At 41.1% G+C, this 25,204-nt stretch carries 18 protein-coding genes; 16 read left to right on the forward strand and 2 right to left on the reverse strand.

Annotated features, from left to right (window positions below):
- From FLL46_RS24560 to FLL46_RS24600, 9 genes are all read left to right on the forward strand, one after another.
- Entirely contained in the window at positions 1-3,267 is a 3,267-nt protein-coding gene (locus FLL46_RS24560) for a CHAT domain-containing protein (RefSeq protein WP_142934707.1), read from the forward strand.
- 95 nt (positions 3,268-3,362) lie between these two features.
- On the forward strand, positions 3,363-3,953 hold the full coding sequence (locus FLL46_RS24565) for a TetR/AcrR family transcriptional regulator (RefSeq protein ID WP_142934709.1): 591 nt from the start codon (positions 3,363-3,365) through the stop codon (positions 3,951-3,953).
- A 372-nt stretch (positions 3,954-4,325) separates the two neighbouring features.
- Positions 4,326-5,339: an efflux RND transporter periplasmic adaptor subunit gene (locus FLL46_RS24570; RefSeq protein WP_168204310.1), complete on the forward strand. Its 1,014-nt coding sequence runs from the start codon at positions 4,326-4,328 to the stop codon at positions 5,337-5,339.
- A gap of 71 nt (positions 5,340-5,410) precedes the next feature.
- Complete coding sequence (locus tag FLL46_RS24575) at positions 5,411-8,560, forward strand: efflux RND transporter permease subunit (protein ID WP_142934713.1); 3,150 nt, start codon at positions 5,411-5,413, stop codon at positions 8,558-8,560.
- 65 nt (positions 8,561-8,625) lie between these two features.
- Complete coding sequence (locus FLL46_RS24580) at positions 8,626-9,531, forward strand: fructosamine kinase family protein (protein WP_168204311.1); 906 nt, start codon at positions 8,626-8,628, stop codon at positions 9,529-9,531.
- Positions 9,532-9,749: 218 nt separating this feature from the next.
- Entirely contained in the window at positions 9,750-10,667 is a 918-nt protein-coding gene (locus FLL46_RS24585) for an AAA family ATPase (RefSeq protein ID WP_142934717.1), read from the forward strand.
- Positions 10,668-10,689: 22 nt separating this feature from the next.
- A complete protein-coding gene (locus FLL46_RS24590) occupies positions 10,690-11,658 on the forward strand; it encodes a DUF58 domain-containing protein (protein WP_142934718.1) in 969 nt (322 codons plus the stop codon).
- A complete protein-coding gene (locus tag FLL46_RS24595) occupies positions 11,658-13,682 on the forward strand; it encodes a transglutaminase TgpA family protein (protein ID WP_142934720.1) in 2,025 nt (674 codons plus the stop codon). Before FLL46_RS24590 ends, FLL46_RS24595 begins: the two co-directional genes overlap by 1 nt.
- A gap of 117 nt (positions 13,683-13,799) precedes the next feature.
- Entirely contained in the window at positions 13,800-14,408 is a 609-nt protein-coding gene (locus tag FLL46_RS24600) for a MiaE family protein (protein WP_142934722.1), read from the forward strand.
- On the opposite strand, the gene FLL46_RS24605 is transcribed toward FLL46_RS24600, so the two are convergent.
- A complete protein-coding gene (locus FLL46_RS24605) occupies positions 14,402-14,716 on the reverse strand; it encodes a hypothetical protein (protein WP_142934724.1) in 315 nt (104 codons plus the stop codon). The two genes, FLL46_RS24600 and FLL46_RS24605, sit on opposite strands and share 7 nt — an antisense overlap.
- A gap of 26 nt (positions 14,717-14,742) precedes the next feature.
- Between FLL46_RS24605 and dapA the strand changes: the two genes are divergently transcribed.
- Genes dapA through FLL46_RS24620 form a run of 3 tightly spaced genes read left to right on the forward strand, consistent with a single transcriptional unit; the run spans position 14,743 to position 17,510 of the window.
- The gene (gene dapA, locus FLL46_RS24610) at positions 14,743-15,639 is read left to right on the forward strand and encodes a 4-hydroxy-tetrahydrodipicolinate synthase (RefSeq protein ID WP_142934726.1); all 897 of its coding nucleotides are present in this window, start codon (positions 14,743-14,745) and stop codon (positions 15,637-15,639) included.
- 18 nt (positions 15,640-15,657) lie between these two features.
- Positions 15,658-16,740 (forward strand): outer membrane protein assembly factor BamC, encoded by a 1,083-nt coding sequence (gene bamC, locus FLL46_RS24615; protein WP_168204312.1) that lies wholly within the window; start codon positions 15,658-15,660, stop codon positions 16,738-16,740.
- Between the two features lie 5 nt (positions 16,741-16,745).
- The gene (locus FLL46_RS24620; RefSeq protein ID WP_142934729.1) at positions 16,746-17,510 is read left to right on the forward strand and encodes an MBL fold metallo-hydrolase; all 765 of its coding nucleotides are present in this window, start codon (positions 16,746-16,748) and stop codon (positions 17,508-17,510) included.
- A 135-nt stretch (positions 17,511-17,645) separates the two neighbouring features.
- Here the strand turns inward: FLL46_RS24620 and FLL46_RS24625 are convergent, their stop codons facing one another.
- A complete protein-coding gene (locus tag FLL46_RS24625; protein WP_142934731.1) occupies positions 17,646-19,016 on the reverse strand; it encodes a TonB family protein in 1,371 nt (456 codons plus the stop codon).
- Between the two features lie 729 nt (positions 19,017-19,745).
- On the opposite strand from FLL46_RS24625, the gene FLL46_RS24630 reads away from it, so the two are divergent.
- From FLL46_RS24630 to FLL46_RS24645, 4 genes are all read left to right on the forward strand, one after another.
- Positions 19,746-20,387 (forward strand): chalcone isomerase family protein, encoded by a 642-nt coding sequence (locus tag FLL46_RS24630; RefSeq protein WP_142934733.1) that lies wholly within the window; start codon positions 19,746-19,748, stop codon positions 20,385-20,387.
- Between the two features lie 304 nt (positions 20,388-20,691).
- The gene (locus FLL46_RS24635) at positions 20,692-22,017 is read left to right on the forward strand and encodes a saccharopine dehydrogenase C-terminal domain-containing protein (RefSeq protein ID WP_142934735.1); all 1,326 of its coding nucleotides are present in this window, start codon (positions 20,692-20,694) and stop codon (positions 22,015-22,017) included.
- A 321-nt stretch (positions 22,018-22,338) separates the two neighbouring features.
- Complete coding sequence (locus FLL46_RS24640) at positions 22,339-22,944, forward strand: peroxiredoxin (protein WP_142934737.1); 606 nt, start codon at positions 22,339-22,341, stop codon at positions 22,942-22,944.
- A gap of 338 nt (positions 22,945-23,282) precedes the next feature.
- Positions 23,283-24,572, forward strand: a complete 1,290-nt coding sequence (locus FLL46_RS24645) for a Calx-beta domain-containing protein (protein WP_142934739.1) — start codon at positions 23,283-23,285, stop codon at positions 24,570-24,572.
- Positions 24,573-25,204: the final 632 nt, after the last annotated feature.

The raw sequence follows: 25,204 nt of genomic DNA on the forward strand, positions 1-25,204 counted from the left end.
TTGAAAAAGATTAGCTTTTCGTTATTATTACTTTTTTGCTTTAGCGTCTTTGCTGTAAGTGGAGAGGCTTGCCCTCATGCTCCTAGGGGTAAGCCACTTCGCGAGGTAAAACTAGAGACGCCTAATGAATCTAACTTATTGGTTTCAATTATACCGCGAAATACTAAATTAGTTACTCTGCTTATACATAGCAAAGGGAAAAACTGGTATCGGAATCCATTAGGAAATAACGTCAAACAAGTTATTTTTATCGATAAAAATAAAATTCAATCTGAAGCGACCTTGTGCATCTATTCTCAATACAGTAACTCGGGTAAAAGCATTGAAGGCATTTCTTTTGAGAAAATTAAAGAAATTAGAGGAAGTGTACGAGAGTCATTACTTCTTTTAAATGAGGCTAGTTCGTTATGGCATAAAAATGACAAACATTCAAAGTTGAACTCCATTAGTGCCTATGCAACGCTGTTCGAAAACAACACAAGAGAATTTGACTTGTCACTGCTAGCTTTTCTTAACCTTTTGGAAGCTAATTTCAATCTGTACAATTATGATGAAGTATTTCGCCTCTATAAAGTATTACCCACGAGGCTGAAGCTCAATGAATATTTTTATTATCATGTTTTACGGATAAAAGCAAAAGCGCTTGTTAGACAACATAAATTACATGAAGCACTTCCTGTCGCAGAAAACGCGTTATTAACACTTGAGCTGTATGTAAAAAAACATAAATATTCTTTCCGTGCTGACGAAGCCGAAATTCGAAACTTAATTGGAGAAATACTTCTTTCACAATCGAGAGGCTTAGTTGGAAATACTGCTTATAAGAAAATGCATCATGGAAAACTTTTTTTAGATAAAGCTTATATGTTTGCTATAGGAAACAGTCAGTTGTTAGCACACATACATAATAATAAAGGACTTTATCATATTTTAAAAAGTCGAATTGTTACAAGGGAAGTTAGACTTGAAGAGTTGTTGATTTCGATTGGCGAGCACGAAAGAGCAAAAGAGTACGCTGTATCTGCAAACGATAACTTTTCTTTACCTCTAATTGAAAACAATCTAGGGAGTTTATATTTAAAAACTAGGCAATTAGGCAAGTCCTTGAGAAGCTATCAGAGTGCGTTAAGCCGAATCGATAATGAAAAAGAATCTGAATTATTAGCATTGTTATATAAAAACTTGGGTAAGGTTTACCAAAGCTTAGGCGATTACTCTAAATCAGAAGCTTTTTTATCAAAGGCAGTTTCATTATCAGAAAAAGCGTCCACTATTGAGGTTGCAAATATCAAGTGTATTCAAGGAACAACTTTAAGGCTTATGGGAGAGGTTTTGAAGGCTCGGCGACTACATGAGTCTTGTTTGGAACTATTGAAAGTCGAGTCGGAAGAAAGTGTTGAGAATGATATTGTTAATGCAAGGCTTCAGCTGGCAGAAGACCACTTAATAAATGGTAATGGCTCAGAGTCTAAGGCACAAGTTATGTTAGCTATGAATGAGCTAAACATGATTACTAGTTTCGATTTGAAAGCTCAACTTTTAATTCAGTTTTCTCGAATGTTAGATGCGGATGGAAAACAAAGTCAAGCAATAAATGCCATACACGAAGCTATCGAGAGCTCGAAGAAGGCACAATTACCAGCTTCCTACATTGACAGTTTAGAATTCGCTATTAACTATTTTAAATCAATTAATAAGTTTCAAGAACTGAATAACTATGGAGAGCTAGCGTTAAAGGAAATAGAGTACTTACATGAACAGTTAGATTCAGAGAGATTAGGGCCTGCTTGGAGTAATAAAACTAATGCAATTTATATGACGCTTGCAGATGTAAGATTAAGTCAATACAGAGATAATGAAAGTGAAGAGGGATTAGCTTTAATATTTAACTTAATTGAAAGATCAAAAGCAATTAGCCTTCGATTAAGTATAGCTTCTGATAAGGCAAACTCTAGCTTAAAAGAAATGAATGATAAAGCTGACTATATAAGTGAGATCGCAAAGGAAGAAGCTGTAAGCAAGACTAAAGAGCAGCGTAAAAAATTAATGGTTGAACGTTTTCATGAACAGGAAATAAATACTTATGGGAGAATGAGTGAAAGAACGAAGAGTAAGTTGCCACCTCTGATTGAGTTGGTTAAAGCTAGAGAGAAGCTTTCCGAAAAACAAATGGTTATCTACTATTTGCTACTATCTGAAAATATTATTGCTTTTACTTTAACTCGTAATGATGCAAATGTGCAGTTGATAGGACACGCTGACGAAATTTTCGAAACTCATTCTTCCACTAGAGATATATTGACAAGTAAAAACTTGATAAAAACTTATCAGCATTTAGATAAAATTTCGTCCAAACTGATTAAGCCTATAAATATTGGGAAACATATATCTGAGTTATTATTTGTTCCCCATCTATCTTTGCACTCGATTCCTTTTTCAGCATTGTCAAATTCAAAAGTTGCAGGGAAATACGAACCATTAATAGAAAATTATACTGTAAAAGTCATTCCTTCGCTAAATACATACCTGATGAAAAAAAATAAAATAGATTACGAGTTTTCAAAATACTTAGCAGTCATTGCAAATCCAGTCTTCAGTAAGAGTAATAAATTAGCTAAAGACGAGAGCAATGATAAATCAGAAACTTTTCGAAGTTGGTCGCGAGAACTAAAGCCTTTGCCTTATACTCATATCGAATCGGAGAAGCTAAAAGAGCTTTTAAATGATAATGCTATTGTCTTCGGTCAAGAAAAAGCCACTAGGCAAAATTTATATAGTGATGTAGCCCGACGAGCGAAGATTTTGCATATTTCTACACACGGTTATTTTAGAGAGAGCAACTCGGATAATGTTGGATTAGCACTTTCTATCGTTGACGAATTTGGGAATTCTATTCCGGGATTTGTGACTGTCACTGATTTGTTTAATAATGAGTTCCTTAACGAACTTGTCGTCATTAATGGTTGTGATACTGCAATGGGGGAACCTCAAGCGGGCGAAGGAATTACCGGGTTAACAAGAGGATTTCTTGCACAAGGGGCTAAACATGTGATCTCTACTTTGTGGCCAGTTACGGATAAAGCTTCCGCTAAGTTTATGGAGTATTTTTATGGTCATTTGATTAAGGAAGGGGATATTTCAAAAGCTCTTCGATTAGCGCAAAGCCAGTTAAGAAAGAACAGAAAATATAGAGATCCTTTTTACTGGGCGCCGTACATCCTGACCACAGTAAGTCCCGATGAAAACATAATCTTAAGGCGTAAATAATAAATAGAGTTTAAACAATAGACCGCTAATTTCCATTGACCAATCGGTCGACCAATCCTACAATTAAAAAACTAAACTCTTACTCCCCAAAATCTATGACCCAAACCCGCCAACAAGCCGCTGAACAAACCCGTCTGAAAATCATCCAGGCAGCATTTGAAATCGTCGGCGAATCAGGCTATGAAGACCTTACGACCAACTCGCTAATTGCCAAGGCCGGTATCGCCAAGGGCACACTCTATCACCATTTCAATAATCTGGACGAAGTCGTTTATGCCATGATCAAATCTCTGGTTGAGCAGTCGTTAGATGGAGTTCCGGTAGAGAAATATGACAGTTTAGCTGAATATTTAGAGGCGATGGGAGAGTACCTGATGAGTGATTGTATCAACGATCCCAAGGTCTTAAACACGATTTACGGTTTTATTCCAAAAGGAATGAAAGACCCCAAATTCAAGAAATTGGCCGTTGAACTGTTAGAAGGGGCATGTGATCGCATTACACCCGCTTTTCAGCGGTTTTATGGTGGAAAATTAACCAATGAAAAGATTGATCATGCCATAAGAATGGTCGATATGTTTGTCAGCGGTTTTTGTATTCACTATGTCATTTTTGAGGATAAAAATAAGTATCAAAAATTGTGGTCTGAATTTAGCGAAATGCTCGTTCGGTTTCTTGAAAAATAGATAAAAATTCAATATAAATGATAATTATTTCCATTTGAGTTTTGTTGACCGACCGGTCGGTCAGTGATAATATCCACTCTCGAAATGGTTCACCCCGGTTCGAAAAGACGAACAGAAATGAGAAAAACGCTTTTTCATTTGCAACATGGCAAAAATCTGTTTCGCCACTCTTTTTCTCATTCGCTTTTTCGACAACCTGACAATAACTCTATTTTTACGCGGTAAAAGGAGTGAAAAGAAGTCACTTACAGCGAGAAAATAGAATTAACTAAAGCGATTTCAAACCAGTTTGAAAATATAAAACTCAAAAATAGCACTATGATGAAATTCACAAAATTTTTTTTGATAAAACTCTTGGGCACTCTCTTTCTTTTGTCAGCATTGATTACAACCAGATCGGTGAGCGCATTTGAAGAAAGCCAAAATACAAAGTTGACAACTAGTGTTACGACACAAGCATTCGAATCCTTACGCTTTAATCCTTCTAGAAATGCACCTGCTAAAGTTGAGTCGCTTAATCGAAGCCGAATACCTGCAGAAGTTGGAGCAGTAGTTTCCAGGCTAACCGCGAAAGTAGGAAAAATAGTCGAGGCGGGCGAGTTACTTGCTGAGCTTGATTGTCGTGATTTCGAGTTAAACTTTCAGGTTCAGTCTGCGCAGTTAGAGCAATTAAAAATACAGCAAGAATTTGAACAAAGAGAAGTCAAACGAGGCGAAAAACTATTAAAGCGAAAAAATCTTGGCGAAGCTGAACTTGATCGAAGAAAGACTATTTTACAAACAACTCAAGCACAAGCCCTTGCTCAACAGGCATCAGTTAACCGCGCCTTACTAGAAAAGTCTCGCTGTAAAATTTTGGCACCATTCGCCGGAGTAGTGATTTCTCGACTTGCTAGTGAAGGAGAGATGATAGAAAAGGGAGCGCCTGTCATTGAATTAGTTCAAACGGATGAATTGGAAGTCTCTGCCAACATTGCACTATCAGATGAAGTTTCCTTTGTCGGTGCCAATCAATATTACCTTGAAGCCAACTCTCAGAACTACCCGGTTAAAGTGCGTCAGTTGACCGCGGCAGTTGTTGATAGTGCACGAAGCCGAGAGGCCCGGTTGGTTTTTCTGGATAAAAGTACTTTGCCGGGAGTCATCGGCCGACTAGTGTGGCGTTCTCCCACTCCTCATTTGCCTGCACACTTACTACAAAAAAGAGGCGAACAGTTTGGCGTATTTATTAGTAACGACTCTAATGCACACTTCATTGCCATTCCCGAGGCACAAGAAGGCAGGCCGATTCCGATACTTGATGAATCACAGTGGTCGGGCGCTCAACTTATCATTGATGGCCGCCATGGTTTACAAGACAAACAGAAAATTTCTATAAAAAAGTAATAGGCTAAAAAAGCGCTAATTAGAGTTTTAGACAAGAGAAAATATTTGTAGTTTGCAGGAGCGAATTATTTATGTGGCTACGCCAGTTAATCCAAAATCATGTGTTAACCAATTTGTTGTTTGGCCTCATTTTATTGATGGGAACGATCACTTATTTTAGTTTGCCCCGAGAACAAGACCCAACGGTTAATTTTAACTGGGTGCAGATTACGACTTTTTTTCAGGGCGCTTCAGCGAAAGACGTTGAGCGGAAGGTCACTGATATTATCGAAGAGTCGATTGAAAAAATTCAAGATATTAAATTTGTTTCCAGTACCAGTCGCGAAAGTATCTCCAGTATCCTGGTACGTTTTAACGATATTGGTGATGACGCTTTCGATAAAAGACTCGCTGATTTACGGCGTGAAATTAATAATATTGAAGATCAATTACCCGAAGAGTCAGAGCGCCCGGATATTTTTGAAGTAACTACGGCTAATGCCTATCCGACAGCAACGGTAGTTGTGAGTGGGCCGTCTGATGATGAAAATTTGCGTCGACATGCACGCATTCTGGAAAAAGATCTTGGCCGTATCAAAGGAGTCGACAGAGTTCAGCCTACCGGGTTAAAAGATCCTGAAATACAAGTTCAATTTGATATCGAAAAAATCCAGTTGTTAAATATTTCGCCGGTGACCATCGCTGATTCAATTCGTAGTTTTTATCAAGATACTTCTGCGGGCTCTGCTCGAATTGCTAACGACCAATGGTTAGTTCGAATTGAGGGAACGACCACCGAACCTGACAAGTTAGCGCAGATCCCAATTCTTTCCCGAGAAGGTAATAGACTCATTAATAATACGGAGATACGTCTGGGTGATGTCGCACGAGTCGTGAGAGAGCGCTCGAAAGATGAACGTCTTGTAAGGTTAAATGGAAAACCGGCAGTTCTTTTTGCGGTGATGAAACAGGAAAATTCTAACACGCTTGAATTAGTAAAACGCATTAGTGAGTTCGTTGACCAACGCAACACCAATAGCGAAAAACTGGGCGTTGAATTTTCATTGGTTGATGACCAAACGCTGATCACACGTAATGCGCTAGATATCATGCAAACTAACGCGCTCTATGGATTAATTCTGGTTTTGTTTGTGACCTGGATTTTCCTGGGATCCAAAATTAGTTTACTGGTTACAATCGGCATCCCATTTACTTTAGCGGGAACTTTTATTGCGCTAAAAATATTTGGTCAAACTTTAAATACCTCTGTGTTGCTCGCGATTGTGATTGCGCTCGGAATGTTGGTTGACGATGCGGTCGTGGTGGTCGAGTCTATCTATCACAAGTTACGTCGCGGCGCTAATGGAATTGAAGCGGCATGGAGTGGGCTAACTGAAGTTATCGGTCCGGTCACTGCTTCAGTGTTTACAACTATTGCCGCGTTTTTACCCTTGATGTTAATGCCTGGAATTTTAGGTAAATTTATGATGGTTATTCCATTGGTGGTTACCTTGGCATTGCTGATTAGTTTGATAGAAGCTTATTGGATGTTGCCGGGCCATGTAATGGCCGCGAAGGTCAGCTTTGATAACCCGTCGAAGATTGATGCGTATCGACGGCGATTTATTCATTGGATAAAGATTAAGTATGGATTGGCACTGATTAAAGTCATGCGACATCCGAGGAAAACGCTCGCAGGTTTATTTGGTGTGTTAATTTTTGCTATGGGTTCTTTGGCGATCGGATTAGTCAGAGTCGATTTTTTCGCTGCAGACACCATTCGGTTATTTTATGTCAATGTCGAAATGCCAACGAGTAGTTCACTCGACGAGACTATGGAAAAAATATTACTGGTGGAAAAGCAAGCGAGAGAAAAATTAGACGAACAAGAAACACGATCGGTTGTGAGTTATGCTGGGCAAATGTTTACCGAAACCGCGCCAATGTACGCGGAAAATATCGGCCAGGTTTTGGTGAGTTTAAAACCTCGTAAAGGAGAGATGCGCACCGTCGAACAAATTATTGAAGAGATGCGGGGAGCAGTTACGTCTGTGGTGGGGCCGGTGAATGTTTCATTTACCAAGTTAGCAGGTGGACCGCCGACTAGTAAACCAATTAGTGTTAAAGTTCGCGGTGATGATTATGCAGAGTTAAGAGCGGCTACCGATACGCTAGGTGATTTTCTTAAGGCCGATGAAGAAAAGCGATTTATTGACGTCACCGATGATGACAGTAAAGGTCGACAAGGACTCACTTTAAAATTGAATTACGATGCGATTAATCGTTTGGGCGTTTTGCCAAATACTGTTTATCGGATTATTAAGTCTCTGGTTGACGGCGAAATAGTCAGTTATGTGCAGCACGAAGGTGATCGAATTGCGCTGAGGTTGAAGTCAACCCAGGCTGTCACAAACCGGTTTACAGATATTGATGCGCTACTCACTTTATCGGTGCCAACGCCCGGTGGCGAAAATGTGCCGTTACGTTCGCTGGTTGAAATTAAAGTCGAACAGGTTAAAGGTAACTTGCGTCATTATAATTTTCGCAGAACCATCACACTCGAATCTGATATCAACAAACAATTGACCGACACGGTTGCAGCAAACAATTTATTAAAAGCGCACTGGGAAAAAATAGACGGAGATTACCCCAACGTGTCACTCGACTTTTCAGGAGAGCTAGATGACATTCAGGAAAGTATGGATGCAATGGGCGTATTATTTTTATTTGGAATTGGTTTGATGTACTTGATCCTGAGCACGCAATTTCAGAGCTACTTTCAACCTTTAATGATGTTGTTTACAGTACCTATGGCATTTACAGGTGTTGTACTTGGCCTGATTGTTTCTGGTAATCCACTCAGTTTATTTACATTGTATGGCGTCGTTGCGTTAGCCGGCATCGCGGTTAACGCGGCGATTGTTTTGATTTCGAGAGCCAATGCAAACCTGGATAAGGGAATGAGTTTAATACATTCGACCTTTTACGCGGCAAGAAGAAGAGTTCTACCGATTATTATTACGACTTTAACAACTGTGGCCGGATTATTTTCATTGGCTGTCGGGTTGGGAGGACATTCTTTAATCTGGGCGCCGGTGGCCACTGCAATTGTATGGGGATTAATTTTTTCGTCCATGTTGACTTTATTTGTTGTCCCGGTGCTTTACGAAACTTTTATGCAGCGTTCAAAACGTCGACAGAAATATCGTACTCAAGCGGTGGCGAGCGGTCATGCAAAGTAACCTGTGCTATTTCACAATGCAGAGGTATAATCGCCAGTATTGATTAGATCGTTAAGGAGAGATTTGTGGATTTGTGGCAGCATATCAGATTATCGATTAGTCAGGCCATTGATGATGATCTTCAACTGGTTCAACATTCTCCTGTGTCCGGCGGTGACATCAATCAAGCGTACCGATTAGAGACCTCGAAGAGCACTTTTTTTATTAAGCTTAATCGAGCAGAATTATTGGAGATGTTTGTCGCTGAAGCAAATGGACTTGAGTGTATGGCGGCGACTAAAACTATCAAAGTTCCTTCGGTCATCACATCAGGTGAGTATTCGAACCAAAGTTTTCTGGTGTTAGAACATCTTCATTTAGGCGGGCTTCAGAACATTGGAAAATTTGCAGTGGAACTGGCCGAATTGCATCGATGCTCAAATGCAAACTTTGGTTTTTCCAGCGACAATTATATCGGTTCAACACCGCAGTCTAATCAGCAAAGTGATAACTGGTTAGAGTTTTACGCGGAGCAGAGGATAGGGTTCCAATTATCAATGTTATCAAAAAAAGGTGCGAGTAGCCGTTTGCTAGAAAAGGGCAAAGCGGTACAGAAAAATATCGCTCAGTTTTTTGACGATTATTTACCCACGCCAGCTTTAATTCACGGCGATTTGTGGCAAGGTAATTATGGATATATGCGGGGCAACTCAGGTCAATATTCAAATGCTGAGTCCCATACAGGACGCCCGGTCATTTATGATCCTGCTTGTTATTTTGCCGATCATGAAGCGGAGCTCGCGATGCTTGAATTATTCGGAAACCCTGGCGAAGTTTTTTTTCGAGAGTATCACCAGGTTTTCCCGATTGATCGAGGTTATCCGGTTCGGCGAACCCTCTACAACTTGTACCACATCTTAAACCATGTCAATTTATTTGGCGGTGGCTATGAAAATCAGGCTGAACGAATGATGGATGAACTATTAAAGTGATAGATAAAAATTTAGAGTGGTGCTATTTATTAATTTAGAGCAAGACTGTTTATCTGTTAACGCCGTTGACCACCAAAATTTTAGCCACTAATCTAAATATCTCGATTTGATACAAATTGTGACGAATTTCTAAGATTCGGGCTTGCAATATCTCCGGGCTTATCCCATTCTCAGTCTGTATCTTTCACTTTTAAAGGTAAATAGGCTTTAATTAACTTATGCATCAACAACTTGAAACTGTCGTCAATCAATTAAACGAAATTATTCTGGGCAAAAAAGATCAAATCAAATTAGCCCTTGTCTGCTTACTGGCGAAAGGTCACTTGTTGATTGAAGACCTTCCCGGCATGGGAAAAACAACTCTCGCTCATGCGCTGGCAAAGGTACTTGGGCTGGATTTTCAGCGTATTCAGTTCACCAGTGATTTATTACCGGCAGATATTATTGGATCGGCAATTTATCGTCGCAGCGATGAGACATTTAAGTTTCATCAAGGACCTATTTTCACCCAGGTCATTCTTGCCGATGAGGTGAATAGAGCGACACCAAAATCTCAGAGTGCTTTGTTGGAAGCGATGGAAGAATACCAGGTGACCTCGGAAGGGGTTAGCCGAAAACTGCCAGAGCCGTTTTTTGTTATCGCAACACAAAATCCATTCCATCAGATAGGAACTTACCCATTGCCTGAGTCTCAGCTTGATCGTTTTCTGATCAGAATTTCATTAGGGTATCCTGCCCAGGAAGTAGAGCGGCTGTTGTTCAAAGGACAGGAAACAAGAATTCAGATCGAGGCATTGCAATCGGTATTGAATGCTGAAAAATTATTGGCGTTTCAACGTGAAGTTGAGGCTGTCACCGTAACCGATACTTTGCTCGATTATTTACAAGCGCTGGTTGCAGCGACTAGAAACAGCACCCAATGGTCCCATGGGCTATCCCCAAGAGGCGGACTAGCGTTACTAAAAGCGGCAAAGGCCTGGGCTTTGCTTGAAGGTCGGGATTTTGTTGTGCCTGAAGATATTCAAGCGGTTTGGGAACCGGTGGCGAGCCACCGACTTATGAACCAGACAGGCACTAGCGCTGCTGGCAGTTCGCCGGTTCTGGCTATATTAGAATCGACAGAAATTCCTAGATAGGTGAAGGTAAGCAGACCTTAACGTGAAAATACCAAAATCGATAAAAAACTCAGTGGGTCGTTGGTTTGGCAGCCGCATGCCGGTTGGCGACAGTGTCACATTAAATCAGCGGTCGAGCTATATCTGGCCAACCAGGGCCGGCTATTTATTGTTAGGTATCGTCATTTTGATGATGATTGGCGCAACCAATTATCAAAATAACCTGGCATTTTTACTGACCTTTTTATTGATTGGTATTGGTTTGGTGACGATCGTTTACACGTTTAAAAACATGCAAGGTATTCAGTTTTCTGTGTTGCCTGTTAATGAAGCCTTTGTTGGGCAACCATTAGCGATATCAATGAGTCTGACAAGCAATTCGGGAAAAGAGCACTACAGCATTGGTATCGGCCAAAACAACAATGAGTTATTGGTGTGTGATGTTCCTGATACCGGCAATGCCACTGCGACTATCAATTTTGAGGCTTCCAGGCGAGGACATTTTGAGTTACCTCGATTAATGGTCACCAGCGAGTTTCCATTTGGCTGGCTGAAAACCTGGGCATATTTCCGATTTGTAACCCCGATCTTAATCTACCCAAAACCAATTGAACCACCCCAGCTTTATGAACAAGACCATGGTAAGGACAGTGATGAGGGCGTTAAAAGTGAAGGGAATGAAGATTTTTATGGATTAAAATCTTATCAGCCAGGTGAGTCTTTATCGCGCATTGACTGGAAAGCTTATGCCCGTGAAAAAGGCATGTTTGTGCGCGAGTTCGTTGCCTACAAAGGACAGCAACTATGCTTTAACTGGCAGGATTTCCCTGGTAATGATGATGAAGTTCGACTGTCTTATCTAACTTTTATGGTGCTGCAGGCAGCTAGTCAAAATTTGACTTATACCCTTATTTTTCCGGGCACCCACATCGGGCCTGGCGATGGCGAAGAGCATCGAGCGCAGTGCCTGGAAGCATTAGCGCTATACGGCGAAAAGGTGGCACCGTCGTGATGAATTCAGCGATTAGTAAAAGGCAACTTCAAACCAGAGAGTTGCCAATCATTCCAATTGTCATCGCGCAACAATGTGTGCTGTTACCTTTGTACTTTTTTATACCTCTCTGGATTGTCGCATTAAACTTGTTTGCTGCCGGATTAGTCGTCTGGTCGATGAAAAATAAAAGCTTTGAAGTGGACCGTTGGTTAAAACTTGTCATCACGGCTGCGGCAATTGTCGGCATTTTAGTGGTGTTTAGAAAGTTTTCGGGAAGAGACGCAGGTGTGGCACTCATCAGTGCGATGTATGGTTTGAAAATTTTGGAAACCAAAAAGCTCAGAGACGCGAATTTATTATTATCGCTAGGCTTTTTTATGTTGGTGGCTGGCTTTCTGTTCACTCAGAAACCCTGGATAGCGCTTTATCAATTTATCCCAATTATAGCCATACTTAATGCCCTGGTTTCAATGCAAAGTATTGGTCGGGGCAAAGTCGTGAAAAGGTCTTTGGGACAGGTAATAAGAAGCTTGTCTCAATATTTATTACTGGCATTGCCGATCATGATAGTTCTGTTTTTATTTTTCCCGCGCCTTGGTGGACCCATTTGGCGAATGCCTGGCGCGAGCACTGCGGCGAGTGGGGTGTCTGACTCAATGACTCCCGGAGATGTAAGCAGTCTTCAACTATTTGATAAGGTGGCCTTCAGGGCTAAATTTAACGGCAGCGCGCCGAATGAAAAAGACTTGTACTGGCGAATGTTAACCCTGGGTGAGTATGACGGTATTACCTGGACAAGGGCTGGCACAACACCTTATAAATTGCCAGAGTCGGAGCTCACTGGTAAAGAATTAATCGATTACTCCATCACTCTGGAGGCTACCCGGTTAAACTATTTAGTCACACTGGACCGTCCGATTAAGGCTCCGCAAAGAAGTACTTTGCTGAAAGACTTTACCACCTATACGCCATTTCGAATTATGGATAGAACGCGCTATCAGGTGACTTCCGCGCCAACTTTGCCGATTGAAACCCAGTTATCTGACACGCAACGCTCCTTCTACACCAATATACCGCAAGATGGCAATTTAAAGACCAAAAATTGGGCTCAGGAACAGCGGCAAAAATATCAGTCTGATGCCGAGTTTATTCATAGCGTCTTAGTACAAATCAACCAGCAGGAATATTTTTATACACTTCAACCGCCGATTATGAGAGAAGATGTGGTTGATAGCTTCTGGTTTGATTATCAACGAGGTTTTTGTGAACACTATGCGGGGGCGCTGGTGTTTATTGCTCGAGCTGCCGGTATTCCGGCCAGAGTGGTGATTGGCTATCAGGGCGGTGAAAAAAATCCACTTTCAGATTACTGGATTGTCCGATATGCCAATGCCCATGCCTGGACCGAAATCTGGTATGAAGATCTTGGCTGGGTGAGAATTGATCCAACTGCGGCAATTGCCTCTCATCGCGTCGAGCAAGATTTGCTAACTGATTATCGCCAAAGGGAAAGCTTATTTGATAATTTTGATATCGTTGATCTTGAAGATTTGGGATTGTTCAAACAGTTCGAATATTGGATGGACCAGGTAAACAACAATTGGAATGACTGGATTTTAGACTATAACAGCCAGCGTCAACGACAGCTTTTTTCAAATTGGGGCTTTTCCAAGATAACCAACGAACAATTAATTGCTTTCATGTTAATTATCGTAAGCTTATTTCTCGGTTTTATCAGCTTTCGCTGGTTGCATCAAAAAGATCGCAAAGACCAGGTCGCCCGCGCTTACGAAAAGTTTCAAAGTAAATTGGCGAAAGAAGGATTGGTGAATGTCGACTCCACAACCGGACCGATGCAATTAATTAACCAACTGAAAGAGTTAGAGTATTCCGCATTGGTTCGCTCGCCGCATAAGTCTGTGCGCTCTAAGTATGAGCAACACATTAAAGCGATTGAGGCTTATATTCATTATCGTTACCAGAATGATAAACCAGACTTCAAAGCTAAAAAGAATCTATTGCTACAGTTTAGACAGGTTTAGTTTTCAGATTGATCGTTATCGTGTGGAAAACGAGCTAAACCTCGTAAACGTCGGTCAATTCCCCTATAATCCGCCTAAATTTAAATCAGTCGTTTTTAAAGTAGTGCGTAAATCTTGATGGATATCTCCCACATTCGTAATTTTCTAAAGTGTGATACACCCGCGGCATGGCTGGATTACGCAGTAAAGCATGTCGAAATATTGTTGGTTGACCATGCTAAATGTGAGAAAAAAGCCGCGTCAACGGCGCTCAGCTTAATGTTCAAGTATCCGGAACGAAGTGAGCTGCAGGTAAAAATGGCGCAACTGGCGCGGGAAGAAGTGCTTCATTTTGAGCAAGTTTTTGAAAAGATCCAGCAGCGAAACATCGAATACACCATTCTTTCACCTTCGCGTTACGCAGCAAGTTTAAGAAAGTTAGCTCGCGGAAGCGAGCCCCATAAGCTCGTCGATTTCTGCATTATCGGTGGCATTATTGAAGCCAGATCCTGTGAGCGCTTCGCTAGCCTTTCACCGCTGTTGGCAGACAAAGAGCCAGATTTAGCACGCTATTATCAATATCTACTGAAATCAGAATCTCGGCACTATGAAGATTATCTTGAATTGGCGCAGTTATATTCTGACGAAGATATTAGCGAACGGGTAGAGTTGTTTTTGCAACATGAAGCTGACCTTATTCAAGGCAGTGATGTCGAATTCCGATTTCATAGCGGCATTCCTCAATAGAGAATTTTAGCGCAAAGGTGTGTATGACTGTTGAGATAAAAGTCTGCGCATTTCGGGATTTTACCGCTTGAGTTGGAACCTAACGACGAATGCTCGGTCTTAACTGCCAAATCGGGAAGAATAGCGTCGAGAACGAAGAGTTTTGCTTGAGTTGGCCGGTTGCTGCAAGTAACATAGCATGCCTGTTTCAGCAGCTCGACGATAACCGCTGTTTTGTCGGGATGAGTATTGATTAAGGGCCAGGTATTTTTGAAAGTCTGGTATTTTTCAAATACCGATTTAGCAAGTTTTTCAATCGAGCTTGCCAATATCCGGTTGCGTTATTAGGGTTTGAATGTATCTATTGGACGGTCAATTTAAAGGTAGTATTGTCGCTTTAGTCACACCGATGCTGGCTGATGGACAAGTTGATTACCAGGCTTTAGACAATTTAATTGAATGGCATATTCAATCCGGCACCCGTGGTTTGGTCATTATGGGGACGACCGGAGAGTCTTCATTAGTCTCTGTCGATGAGCATATTAGCGTTGCTGAAGCTGCGCTTTCTATTGTTGACCGTCGAGTTCCCGTTGTAATTGGATGCGGCAGTGCTTCAACTGCAAACGCTATTTCTCTGGTTAAAAAAGTTAATGGGCTAAAACCAGACGGTTTTTTATGTGTAACGCCTTATTATGTTAAGCCAGGTCAGCAAGGAATGATCGCGCATTTCAGTAAAGTTGCAGATGCATCTGATGCGCCTTTATTGCTGTACAATGTGCCCGGAAGAACATCTTGTGATCTCGATAATCAGTCAATTATCAAATTAGCTGAACATACCAATATTGTAGGAGTCAAAGATGCTACCGGCGATCTTGGCAGGGCTAAGTCACTGATTAATGAACTCGAAAACTTTTTGTTTTTGAGCGGTGATGATGAAACTGCATTTGAGTATATGGCGCTAGGTGGACACGGCGTTATCTCTGTGACTGCTAATTTGGCACCTGAACGAATGAGTCAATGGTGTCAATTGATGCTAGATGCCAAACCAGATCAAGATCAGGCACGGTCGATATTTAATGGGCTTATGCCGTTGCATCAGAACTTATTTGTTGAGGCAAACCCTATACCAGTAAAATGGGCGCTAGCCGAGTTGAATAAAATACAGGCGGGTATTCGATTGCCGTTAACCCAGCCAGAAAAAAGTACACAAGAAAAGATTGCTTTGGCGATGAGACAAAGCCAGATCGTTTAGTCAGTGGAGAATAATAACTTGAATTGCTTTAGAAAAATTATACTAATTATTTTGTCTGCAGGGCTTTCTGCATGTAGTTATATTTATGGCGAAGATGGTTTAATTAAGGATCGAACCTATGATTATCTTGAAGCTAAGCAGACTAAAGAATTAGTCGTTCCACAAGAACTAAAGCAAAAAGCAAGAGTAGACTACACACAGGTTCCCGCAATTGGTGAAAAAGCGAAGCAGGCAGATATCGGTAAGTCGGTCAGGTACGCCGCACCAGTTCAAATTTTAGCGGTATTGGATAATATCCGTGAAGACAAAAAAGCGCCAAATCCTGCCGTTTTTGTACAAGAAAATATCGACATATTGTGGCAGATAACGGTCGACTTATTTGTTAATAATGAAATCAACCCTACTGTTGTTGATAAGTCCCAATACTTTTTAAATACCGGTTGGGTTGCACTGGATGAGAGAGGCGTTTGGTTAGGCATTGAAAGTGACGAAGAGTCTGACGAATTTCGAGCGGAGTTTCAGGTTAAGATAAAACCTGGGGTTATTAGAGGTGAGAACCGCATTGAAGTCGTAAGAAGTAAAGCCCAAAAATATAATGATGATAGTGAACAATGGGAAAATGTTCCTAGCTTTTGGCAAGATTCAGCTGAAATGCTCAACCTTATCATTTCGAATTACGATAAAAAAGTGACTGAAATGGAGCGCGAAAAACGAGGACGAGCCATTGCCGGCTTTAAGGTTGAATTAGCGAAAGATGCTGATAATAATGCGGCATTAGTTACCGCGACCAATCGAGAGATTGTTTGGGAAAAGTTGCCTAGAGTGCTTGAAAGCGTTAATTTTCAAGTGAATGACAAAGATCGCCGTCTGATGACTTATTTTGTAAAATACGAAGTTGAAGAGCCCGGATTTTTTGCTTCGCTTTTTAATGATGAACCCGAAGCGCTACCGATTGAACCCGGCGATTATCAGGTGAGTTTGACTGATGTTGGTGAGCTCACAGCGGTGACTTTCAAAGATGGTCAAGGTGCTCCACTTGAGTCCTCAGCCATGGTTAAACTCTTTCCAATTCTTAATAAACTATTTGGCGATAAGCGTTAGAAAGATTGTTTAGTGTCACGTCTTTAGGCTCCGGCAGCAAAGGCAATGCCACTGTTGTTCGGTACGACGATGAATTGGTGCTAATTGATAGCGGGTTTTCTTGTAAAGCACTGGAAGCCCGCTTAAAAGCTCGCCAAATAGAACCCCAGGATATCTGTGCAATTTTGGTTACCCATGAGCACAGTGATCATTTCAATGGTGTACCAGCATTTTCCAGGAAATATAAAACACCTGTCTGGATGAGTTGTGGCACTGGTATGCATCCGCGAGTTGAGAAAATTTCCCATCTCCATTATTTAAATACACATACGAGTTTTCAGCTTGGCAAGTTTGAGATTACGCCGGTTGCGGTTCCCCATGATTCTCGGGAAGCATGCCAATTTATTTTGCAGGCAGCCGATTGGCGTGTAGGGATCCTGACAGATTTAGGGCATATTACACCTTATGTTAGCGAGCAATTTTCTGATCTGGATATTTTGCTGCTCGAATTCAACCATGATTTAGACCTTTTGCTTCAAGGTGCTTATCCTGAAAAGCTAAAACGACGGGTCGCCGGACCACTTGGACATTTGAGCAATCGCCAGGCTTGTGACTTTCTCGCACAGCAATCCTGGGGCAAATTAAAATACTTGGCGGCAATGCATCTTAGCGAGGAAAATAACCGACGTGAGCTGGTGGAGCGGGGGATTAAAGCTGTTGGTCTACCTTCTGATATAAGCACCATTATTGCAGACCAGGAAAAGGGATTTGATTGGATTGAATTACAATAGTTAATTTAAACTCGAATTAGCTATCCTGAACTTCACTGCGATATTTTTCTGAACTTTACCCATTAGAATTGTGCTTTACCAGAGGAAGTCAGCAAGAGCAGGTGAACTACTCTTGCTGGTTGAGATCAAAGATATTTACAGCTGGAAAGATATCGGCACTTCAAATTCAAACTCCTGTAATTTTAACTCCTTAGGAATTGCCTGAAAAGGCGCCGCTTTTCTGACCATTCTAGTCACGGCTTTATCCAGAATTCGAGATCCAGAGCGCTCAACAATAGAGAAGTCAATTATTTCTCCATTAGAATCTATCTTAACTCTAGCCAATACATCCCCTTGATCACCGTTGACCAGTGCTTTTTTAGGGTACTGCTGAAATTGTCTAATTGAATTTAACAAATCTCGCGTATACGAACCGCTGATCAAGTCAGCATCAAAGAACTCTTCTTCCAGATCTTCTGTAGTGGTCGTGGTATTTGAAGGTTTTTCCAAAGAGGCTGTTTTCTGAACCGGTGGTTTAGCAATTTCTTTGGCGATAGCTGAGTCGAGCTTGATGTCTGGCTTAAAGTTATCTTTATCGAGCTTAGCAACCTTGCTGGCATCTGTGGCCAGTTTTTTAGCTGGATCAGCATTTGAACTTGGTTTTGTTTCAGTTTTTTTGTTGTTGGCAACAGCTTTACTCGGCGTACTTACCTTCTTTTGGTTTTGTTCAGGCTTTTTCTTAGGAGGCGGAGTTGTTTTGGCGACTTTTTTAGCCGGCGGCTTCTTAGCTGGTGTGGTATTTTTCTTAGCAGGCGTTTTCTTAACGACGGTAGTTTTTTTGGCCGGCGTCTCAACTGCGGCAACTTTAGTAACAGGTTGAAGATCTTGATCAAATCGACCTGGAATAGGCTGTAAAGCTTCATATTTTGTCACGAAATCTTGTTGCACTGGTTGAGTATCTTGTCCACGGATACTTTTCTTGAAAGCTTTAGTCGGTGGATTTGTGCCTAACCAGACGTTTAATAACAGGTCAACAAAGCCTTCTTTATTGATGGTCTGAAATAAGGTTCCGTTAAGATAAACTTGTGTGCCGACACCGGGCACGTGATCAATATTTAATTCATCGCCGATTTCTAGAGAGCGTTTAAAAATTCTGGAAAATCCAACAATTTCACGTGTCAGTGGTTGCCATCGATTTCTGGGGTTATTCATCGCAAGCCTTTCTTTCCAATGACGAGCCATCTTACGATGAGAGTACTTTGAAACGAAACGAATCGACATTCGTTTGGCGACAGTGTCATTTTTTAACTGTTCCACGTCGGTAACCGTTTCTGGCGCGAATAGGGCGCCGATATAAATATCGTTTCTTAATTCCTGATGCATCCCAATACCAAGCAACTTTAATGAGTTACCTGGGAGGTTTGCGCTTAACTCCGCTTTTGACTGTTGAACAAAGGTTATTGACAGGCAAAATATGGAAATTGCGAAAATGACTATTTTTCGTAAATCAAATTGGTGTTTCAGCATTTCTATCTCCGCATCGCGTGTAATACTACTAATCTAATAAAAACCAATTCCCATTGAATGGAAATAATTCCTATTTTACGCATCCTGCGATAAGGGTATATTTTATTGGGGACCGTTCTAAACTGGAACCCGAAGAAGCTCTAAATGGAGAAATGAGAAATATATTCTACTTCCAACCCCTCCCCAGCAAGTACTTCAGTGAAGTTACTCGAAATGTCATTATTATTATCGATGCGTCTTAGTTATGTTTATCGCATCTAAACACTGTTGATTATCAATTGTGTTTAGCTAGTTACATTAAGCCAAATTTATCGTCGCAATATTGATATTCACTTGTGGGCTACTAATGATAAAGCTAATTTGTTTGATGTTTCAAGAGACAATTTCACTATATACTTAGATACTTGCTAAAAATTACCAAAACTTGTTAGAAATTATCAAAAATATTAATTTTGTCAGTTAACTTATTGTTAATTTTAATGAAAATTTACGTAATTAAGTCACTTTGCCGAGATAAATGATTGACATATAGTTAGCGGTTAAGTTAAAACATTGATTGTTTCTATAAAAAAATAGAATAAAAGACGAAAAAACGGCAAAAACAATAAAAACAGTCATTAGCGCAAGTTCCGGCAATTTTATCAATCTTCATGGACGATATAAGTAAGAACGCGAGAGCGTTTAGTTTATTAATTAGTGGTGTTTCGACAACGAAGATTGGGGTGAAAAGTGAAACTTTTTAAATTTATTATAGTAGTACTGTCATTCGGTATATTCAGTGGTGTAGAAGCTGAAGAAACCGTTGCAGATAAAATACTTGCGATTAGCAAGGTTGAACTTAAAGGTGCTGAACGCTCATTGCTATTAGTCGGTGTGGGCCTCACTCAAATGATGGAAAAGGACTATTATCTAGGCGCTTTTTATGTAGATGAAGCAGCACAATATGATGATGCTGAAGATTTAGTCTACATCGATGCGCCAAGAAGAATGGAATTTCGCTTTGCTTCCGAAAGTAAAGTCTCAGCAAGGGGTTTTGGGCGTAATTTAGCTCAAGGGATCAGAATTAACAATTCAAAAGCGAATATTGATGCTGAAAAAGAAAAGCTACAGCAGTTTGTCAGATTATTTAGAGGCAGTTATAAAAAAGGCGATATCGTTCGTTTTGACTATCAGAACAGAAGTGAAATCAGCATAACCTACAATGGGCGCGTGATAGGAACTTTTGAGCAAGCTCGTGATTTGTATCGCTTGTTACTACGCATGTGGGTTGGCGAGCGGCCGCCATCACAAAGCTTTAAACAGGGGATAATTGGTCAACATGAAACCAAAGAAGCAATAAAGCTCCAGACACAGTTTGTTTCTTTAAAATAATGATAGTATGTATTGAAAAGCCCTCATTGAGGGCTTTTTTTGTGTCTGAGATATTAAATGTCTGGGACATTAAAACCGTTTTCTTTTCTCATCAAATAGCAAAATAAAAAAGCGCTCACTTGATCAAAATCTTGGCGTAAAACTCGCGATTGAGGTTTACACTGCCTCAAATACTAGCTATTCTCCATCGCCAGCAGATTTCAGACTTCAAAATGAATAACTTTTGAGCTGATTGATTCAACTTGAGAATTGGTAACCCAATCGGGTTGCGCAATTCATCTAGAAAACATATCCGAGATCGATTATGGCTAACATCCTACTTCTTGGTGCGGGCTTTGTAACCGGACCACTTGTCGAATATTTACACGCAAAAAATCATCACATTACCGTTGGTTCCCAGTTTTTGTATGAAGCTGAAGAACTAGTGGGAGGCAGGGACAGATTGACGCCGCTCCAGGTCGATGTGACTAATGAAGCTGAGATGCGAGAATTAGTCAAAGAAGCCGATCTTGTTGTTTCTTTTGTTCCTTTCCAATTCCATGTGTCAGTCGCCAAGATTTGCGTCGCTGAAAAAACATCGATGGTTACCGCTAGCTATACCCATGAAGATATGTGGAAATTGGATGAGGCTGCGAAAGAAGCGGGAATTACCATTCTGAATGAAATTGGTGTTGATCCAGGTATCGATCACATGACCGCAATGCAGGTTATTGATGAAGCGCACGAGCAAGGCTCTAAAGTTGAGGCGTTAGTCTCCTGGTGTGGTGGTATTCCGGCACCTGAAGCTAACAACAACCCGTTAGGCTACAAATTTTCCTGGTCTCCGATGGCCGTGCTATCGGCTGTTTCAAACGATGCTTATTATCTGCGCCGAGGCGAGAAGAAATCGATTCCTGGCGATGATTTGCTAAATTCTATGCGAGATGTCACGCTAACCAGTGAAATGGACCTGAAGGGCTACGCGAATCGAGATTCCCTGGGTTATAAAGAAGATTACAGAATTCCTGAAGTACAAACTTTGCTACGCGGCACATTGCGCTACGCTGGATTTGGCCCGGTGATTGATAGTGCAAAACGGGTTGGCTTGCTATCTGCTCAACCATTTGCCGATAAAGCGCCAGCAAGTTGGCAAGAATTAATGTCCTCTCTGAGCGGTGTGGAGCCAGAGCAACTTGGCGAAAAATTGGTCGATAATCAATCTGTTAATGATAGTTTTGCCTGGCTAGGTTGTTTTTCTGATGAACAAGTGAAGGGAAATAGTCCTATTGAGGCCTTTTGTAATCTTCTGACTGACAAACTGAAATATGAAAATGACGAGCAGGACATGATTGTTATGCAACATCGTCTAGTACTAGTTGACGAGAAAGGCAACAAGACATTCCACCGCTCAACCTTGATCGAAAAGGGCGATGTGGGTGGTTATTCCGCAATGGCTAAAACTGTCGGTTATCCCGCAGCAATAGCAGCAGATCTGCTATTGTCAGGAAAAATTACTCGCAAAGGCGTGTGTATTCCAGTTACTCAGGACATTTATGAACCTGTTTTGGAAGAATTAGAAAAACTCAATATTAAAATGACTGAAGAAATAATAACCAGCCAAAATGAAGAGAGTTTTCTTAATCATCTCTGAGCTGGATTTTAACGAGTCACAAATGAGATTATCAACGATGTGATTCAGCTAATTAACCCGATGTTAATCGGGTTTTGTACTATGATTTGGAAGTAGTTTAAGGTGTGCGTCATTGTGTTGTTAGTGTGGACGCCGGCAGTGCCGCCCCAAGAATACAGATTTTGGGGTCAGCATTCTGATTTTATTGATAAAAAAACTGATTAATAGACTTGCCCAATATAAGCTATTGAAAGGCTCAATTGGGTTAACTAAAGGATTCGGAGTATCTTAGGGACTCTTCAATCAATTGATTATTATATTTGAAAAAACTAGGAGATTGTTATGGGCGTTTTAGTTGGGCGCGAAGCACCTGATTTTACAGCTGCAGCTGTGTTAGGAAATGGCGAAATTGTTGATAGCTTTAATTTCAAAGAAGCAACCAAAGGTAAAAAAGCGGTTGTGTTCTTTTACCCACTAGATTTTACTTTTGTTTGTCCATCAGAGTTGATTGCTTTTGATCATCGCTTAAAAGACTTCCAGGAGCGTGGTGTTGAAGTAATTGGTGTGTCTATCGACTCTCATTTCTCTCACAATGCCTGGAGAAATACTGCTGTAGAAGACGGTGGTATCGGAGCAGTGGGTTATACTTTGGTTGCTGATGTTAAGCACGAAATCTGTAAAGCCTACGATGTTGAGCATCCTGAAGCAGGCGTTGCATTCCGTGGATCTTTCTTAATCGACGAAGAAGGTAATGTTCGTCATCAAGTTGTTAACGACCTTCCATTAGGACGTAACATTGATGAAATGTTAAGAATGGTTGATGCACTTAAATTCCATCAGGATCACGGTGAAGTTTGCCCTGCAGGTTGGACTGAAGGAGACAAAGGTATGCAAGCCTCTCCAGAAGGTGTCGCTAAATACCTGTCTGAAGAAGCAGATAACCTGTAAGGTTGCACAATCTGTCAATCTTGTAAAAAAGCCAGACATAGTCTGGCTTTTTTATTACCTGATTATTCCGTTCCGCTAAATAACCAGCTCTGTCGTAAAGAATTGTTATCTTGTTATTGCAATTCAGTTCACAAAATCCTGCAATAACCGTCAACTTTACCTCAATTTGTGATAGTTTTAGCCGTTATAAATCAAATCTAGCTTATTATACTAGTCTTTAAAATCTCGTCGCGACGGTTTGCTGTTGCTACGGCCTGTACCTGATATTTCTTAGTGTTTGGCCGGTAGTAGCAATTTTTACTATTCGACATGATCCGAAAAATACGCGGAGTAACAGAATGCGTGCTTACCAAAAATCAATACCAACTAAAACAATCTTTGGCTTTGTTTCAGCGTTCGCTTGTTCATTATTTTCGTGGCATGTCAGTGCTGATGTGCCAGCTGAGGTTCAGGCAGTATTTGTTAACAACGGTTGTCTTAACTGTCATGGTGCGAATAACCCGAGCGGGAATTTATCTTTAGTTGACGCTGCAACCTCCGAAGCACAGCTTGTGGATGTTGACGCAACCTGTAACGGTAACATGAAGAGAGTTGTTCCAGGAGATCCTGACAATTCCGTGCTTTATCAAAAAATTACTCAGGCAAATCCTGGCTGCGGTGGTGTGATGCCGCCGAGTGGTAACCTGATTAGTGTGGCTGATAGAAATACTATTTTTGACTGGATTATCTCAATTGGTCCGGCCGCACAGTTTGGCTTAATTGAATTGGATACAACTACCGCAACCGCCCAAGAAACTGACGCCAGCATTACGCTGACGGTGAATCGAGCGTTAGGAACGCAAGGTCAGGTAAGCGTCGATTATGCAGTGGCAACTGTTGGTACCGATACTGCCACTTCACCCGATGACTATGTTGCTGACGCCGGAACTTTGGTTTTTGCCGACGGTGAAAATGTTAAGACCATTACTGTGACGCTAGCCGATGACGATATATTCGAAGGCTCAGAAGTGTTCTCGGTAACCCTCAGTAATGTCGTTAACGGGGCAGTACTTGGTAGCCAGGTACAGACCAAAGTAACCATTGTTGATAATGAGTTTGCCGCTGAGCCAGGCACATTTTTCTTTAGTCGAGTTGATTATTCTGTCGGTGAAGGGGACGGTACTCTCGATGTAACGATATTAAGGTCATTTGGCGCTACTGGTGAAGTGACTGTTGATTTAAATAGTTCCGATGGCACTGCGGTTGCTGGCGCAGACTACAATATGGTTAGTGAGACAGTCACTTTTGCTGAAGGGGTAAAATCGCAGGTTGTCACAGTGACTGTTCTTGAAGATCAAGAACAAGAGCAAAATGAAACATTCAGCTTACAATTATCTAACCCGACTAATGGCGCTTTGTTAGGTTCTCCGGCAACAGTGACCACCACCATTTCTGATAATGATTCGGAAGATGACGGTGGTGGAGACGATGGAGGTGGTGATGACGGCGGTGGTGGAGACACCGGTGGCGGTGAAACCGGAGGAGGAGAGCCTGCGCCCACCACTGAAGCAGAATTTGAAGCAGCGGGTAGCTTATTCTTTTTGATCCCTTTAATGGCCTTATTCGTGCTTTACCGAAGTAGAAAGTAGTCTACTTCGGCATAAAAAAACTTTCTCAAAGCCGGTTGCGCTGTTTCGGCTTCGTGATACAAATTATGTTGTACCACGAAGCAGGCTTGACAACCCGGCATCTTTATTCGCTTCAATGTCTTAATTAACCTGAGGTTAATTAGCAATATGAGAATTCTGGACTTGGAATAAGAAATGCTGCTCAAGTCTAGGCACTGTCTAGTTAATTTTATTTTGTATGAAATATAGTAAATATTTACATAGGTGAAATATTTACCTTATTTGACGCTACGGTTATTCAGTATTATCTCGTATGTCGATTTTTGGAAGTCAGAGTTTGTTATTACTGCTGGTTGCCTGTTAAAACATGCCGGAGCCAGTCGCTGATATCTGGAAACTTGAAACCTTTAGCGTTGCGTTTACGTAAAGCAGAAAGATAATTATCTGGTGGCTCATCTGTTTAATTTTTCAGGTTTAGTCGCCAAACTCGTCATTCGTAATACTCCTTTTTGTGCCAGGCTTAGCCTGGCTTTTTTTGTTCTTGTTACCCCGAATTCCGGTTAATAATTTTTTATTATTTCAAAAAGTGATGAGGCGAGCTCACTGGTTCAGACTTCGTTTAGAGCTACCCTGTTGACAGATAATTCTCCTTT

Source organism: Aliikangiella coralliicola (assembly GCF_007004725.1).
GTDB lineage: Bacteria > Pseudomonadota > Gammaproteobacteria > Enterobacterales > Kangiellaceae > Aliikangiella > Aliikangiella coralliicola.

Bases quoted from the DNA above. Each gene is read 5' to 3' on its own strand.
- FLL46_RS24565 (WP_142934709.1), top strand. From the start codon at position 3,363: ATGACCCAAACCCGCCAACAAGCCGCTGAACAAACCCGTCTGAAAATC.
- FLL46_RS24575 (WP_142934713.1), top strand. From the start codon at position 5,411: ATGTGGCTACGCCAGTTAATCCAAAATCATGTGTTAACCAATTTGTTG.
- FLL46_RS24585 (WP_142934717.1), top strand. From the start codon at position 9,750: ATGCATCAACAACTTGAAACTGTCGTCAATCAATTAAACGAAATTATT.
- FLL46_RS24595 (WP_142934720.1), top strand. From the start codon at position 11,658: ATGAATTCAGCGATTAGTAAAAGGCAACTTCAAACCAGAGAGTTGCCA.
- FLL46_RS24600 (WP_142934722.1), top strand. From the start codon at position 13,800: ATGGATATCTCCCACATTCGTAATTTTCTAAAGTGTGATACACCCGCG.
- dapA (WP_142934726.1), top strand. From the start codon at position 14,743: ATGTATCTATTGGACGGTCAATTTAAAGGTAGTATTGTCGCTTTAGTC.
- FLL46_RS24625 (WP_142934731.1), bottom strand. From the start codon at position 19,016: ATGCTGAAACACCAATTTGATTTACGAAAAATAGTCATTTTCGCAATT.
- FLL46_RS24635 (WP_142934735.1), top strand. From the start codon at position 20,692: ATGGCTAACATCCTACTTCTTGGTGCGGGCTTTGTAACCGGACCACTT.
- FLL46_RS24640 (WP_142934737.1), top strand. From the start codon at position 22,339: ATGGGCGTTTTAGTTGGGCGCGAAGCACCTGATTTTACAGCTGCAGCT.
- FLL46_RS24645 (WP_142934739.1), top strand. From the start codon at position 23,283: ATGCGTGCTTACCAAAAATCAATACCAACTAAAACAATCTTTGGCTTT.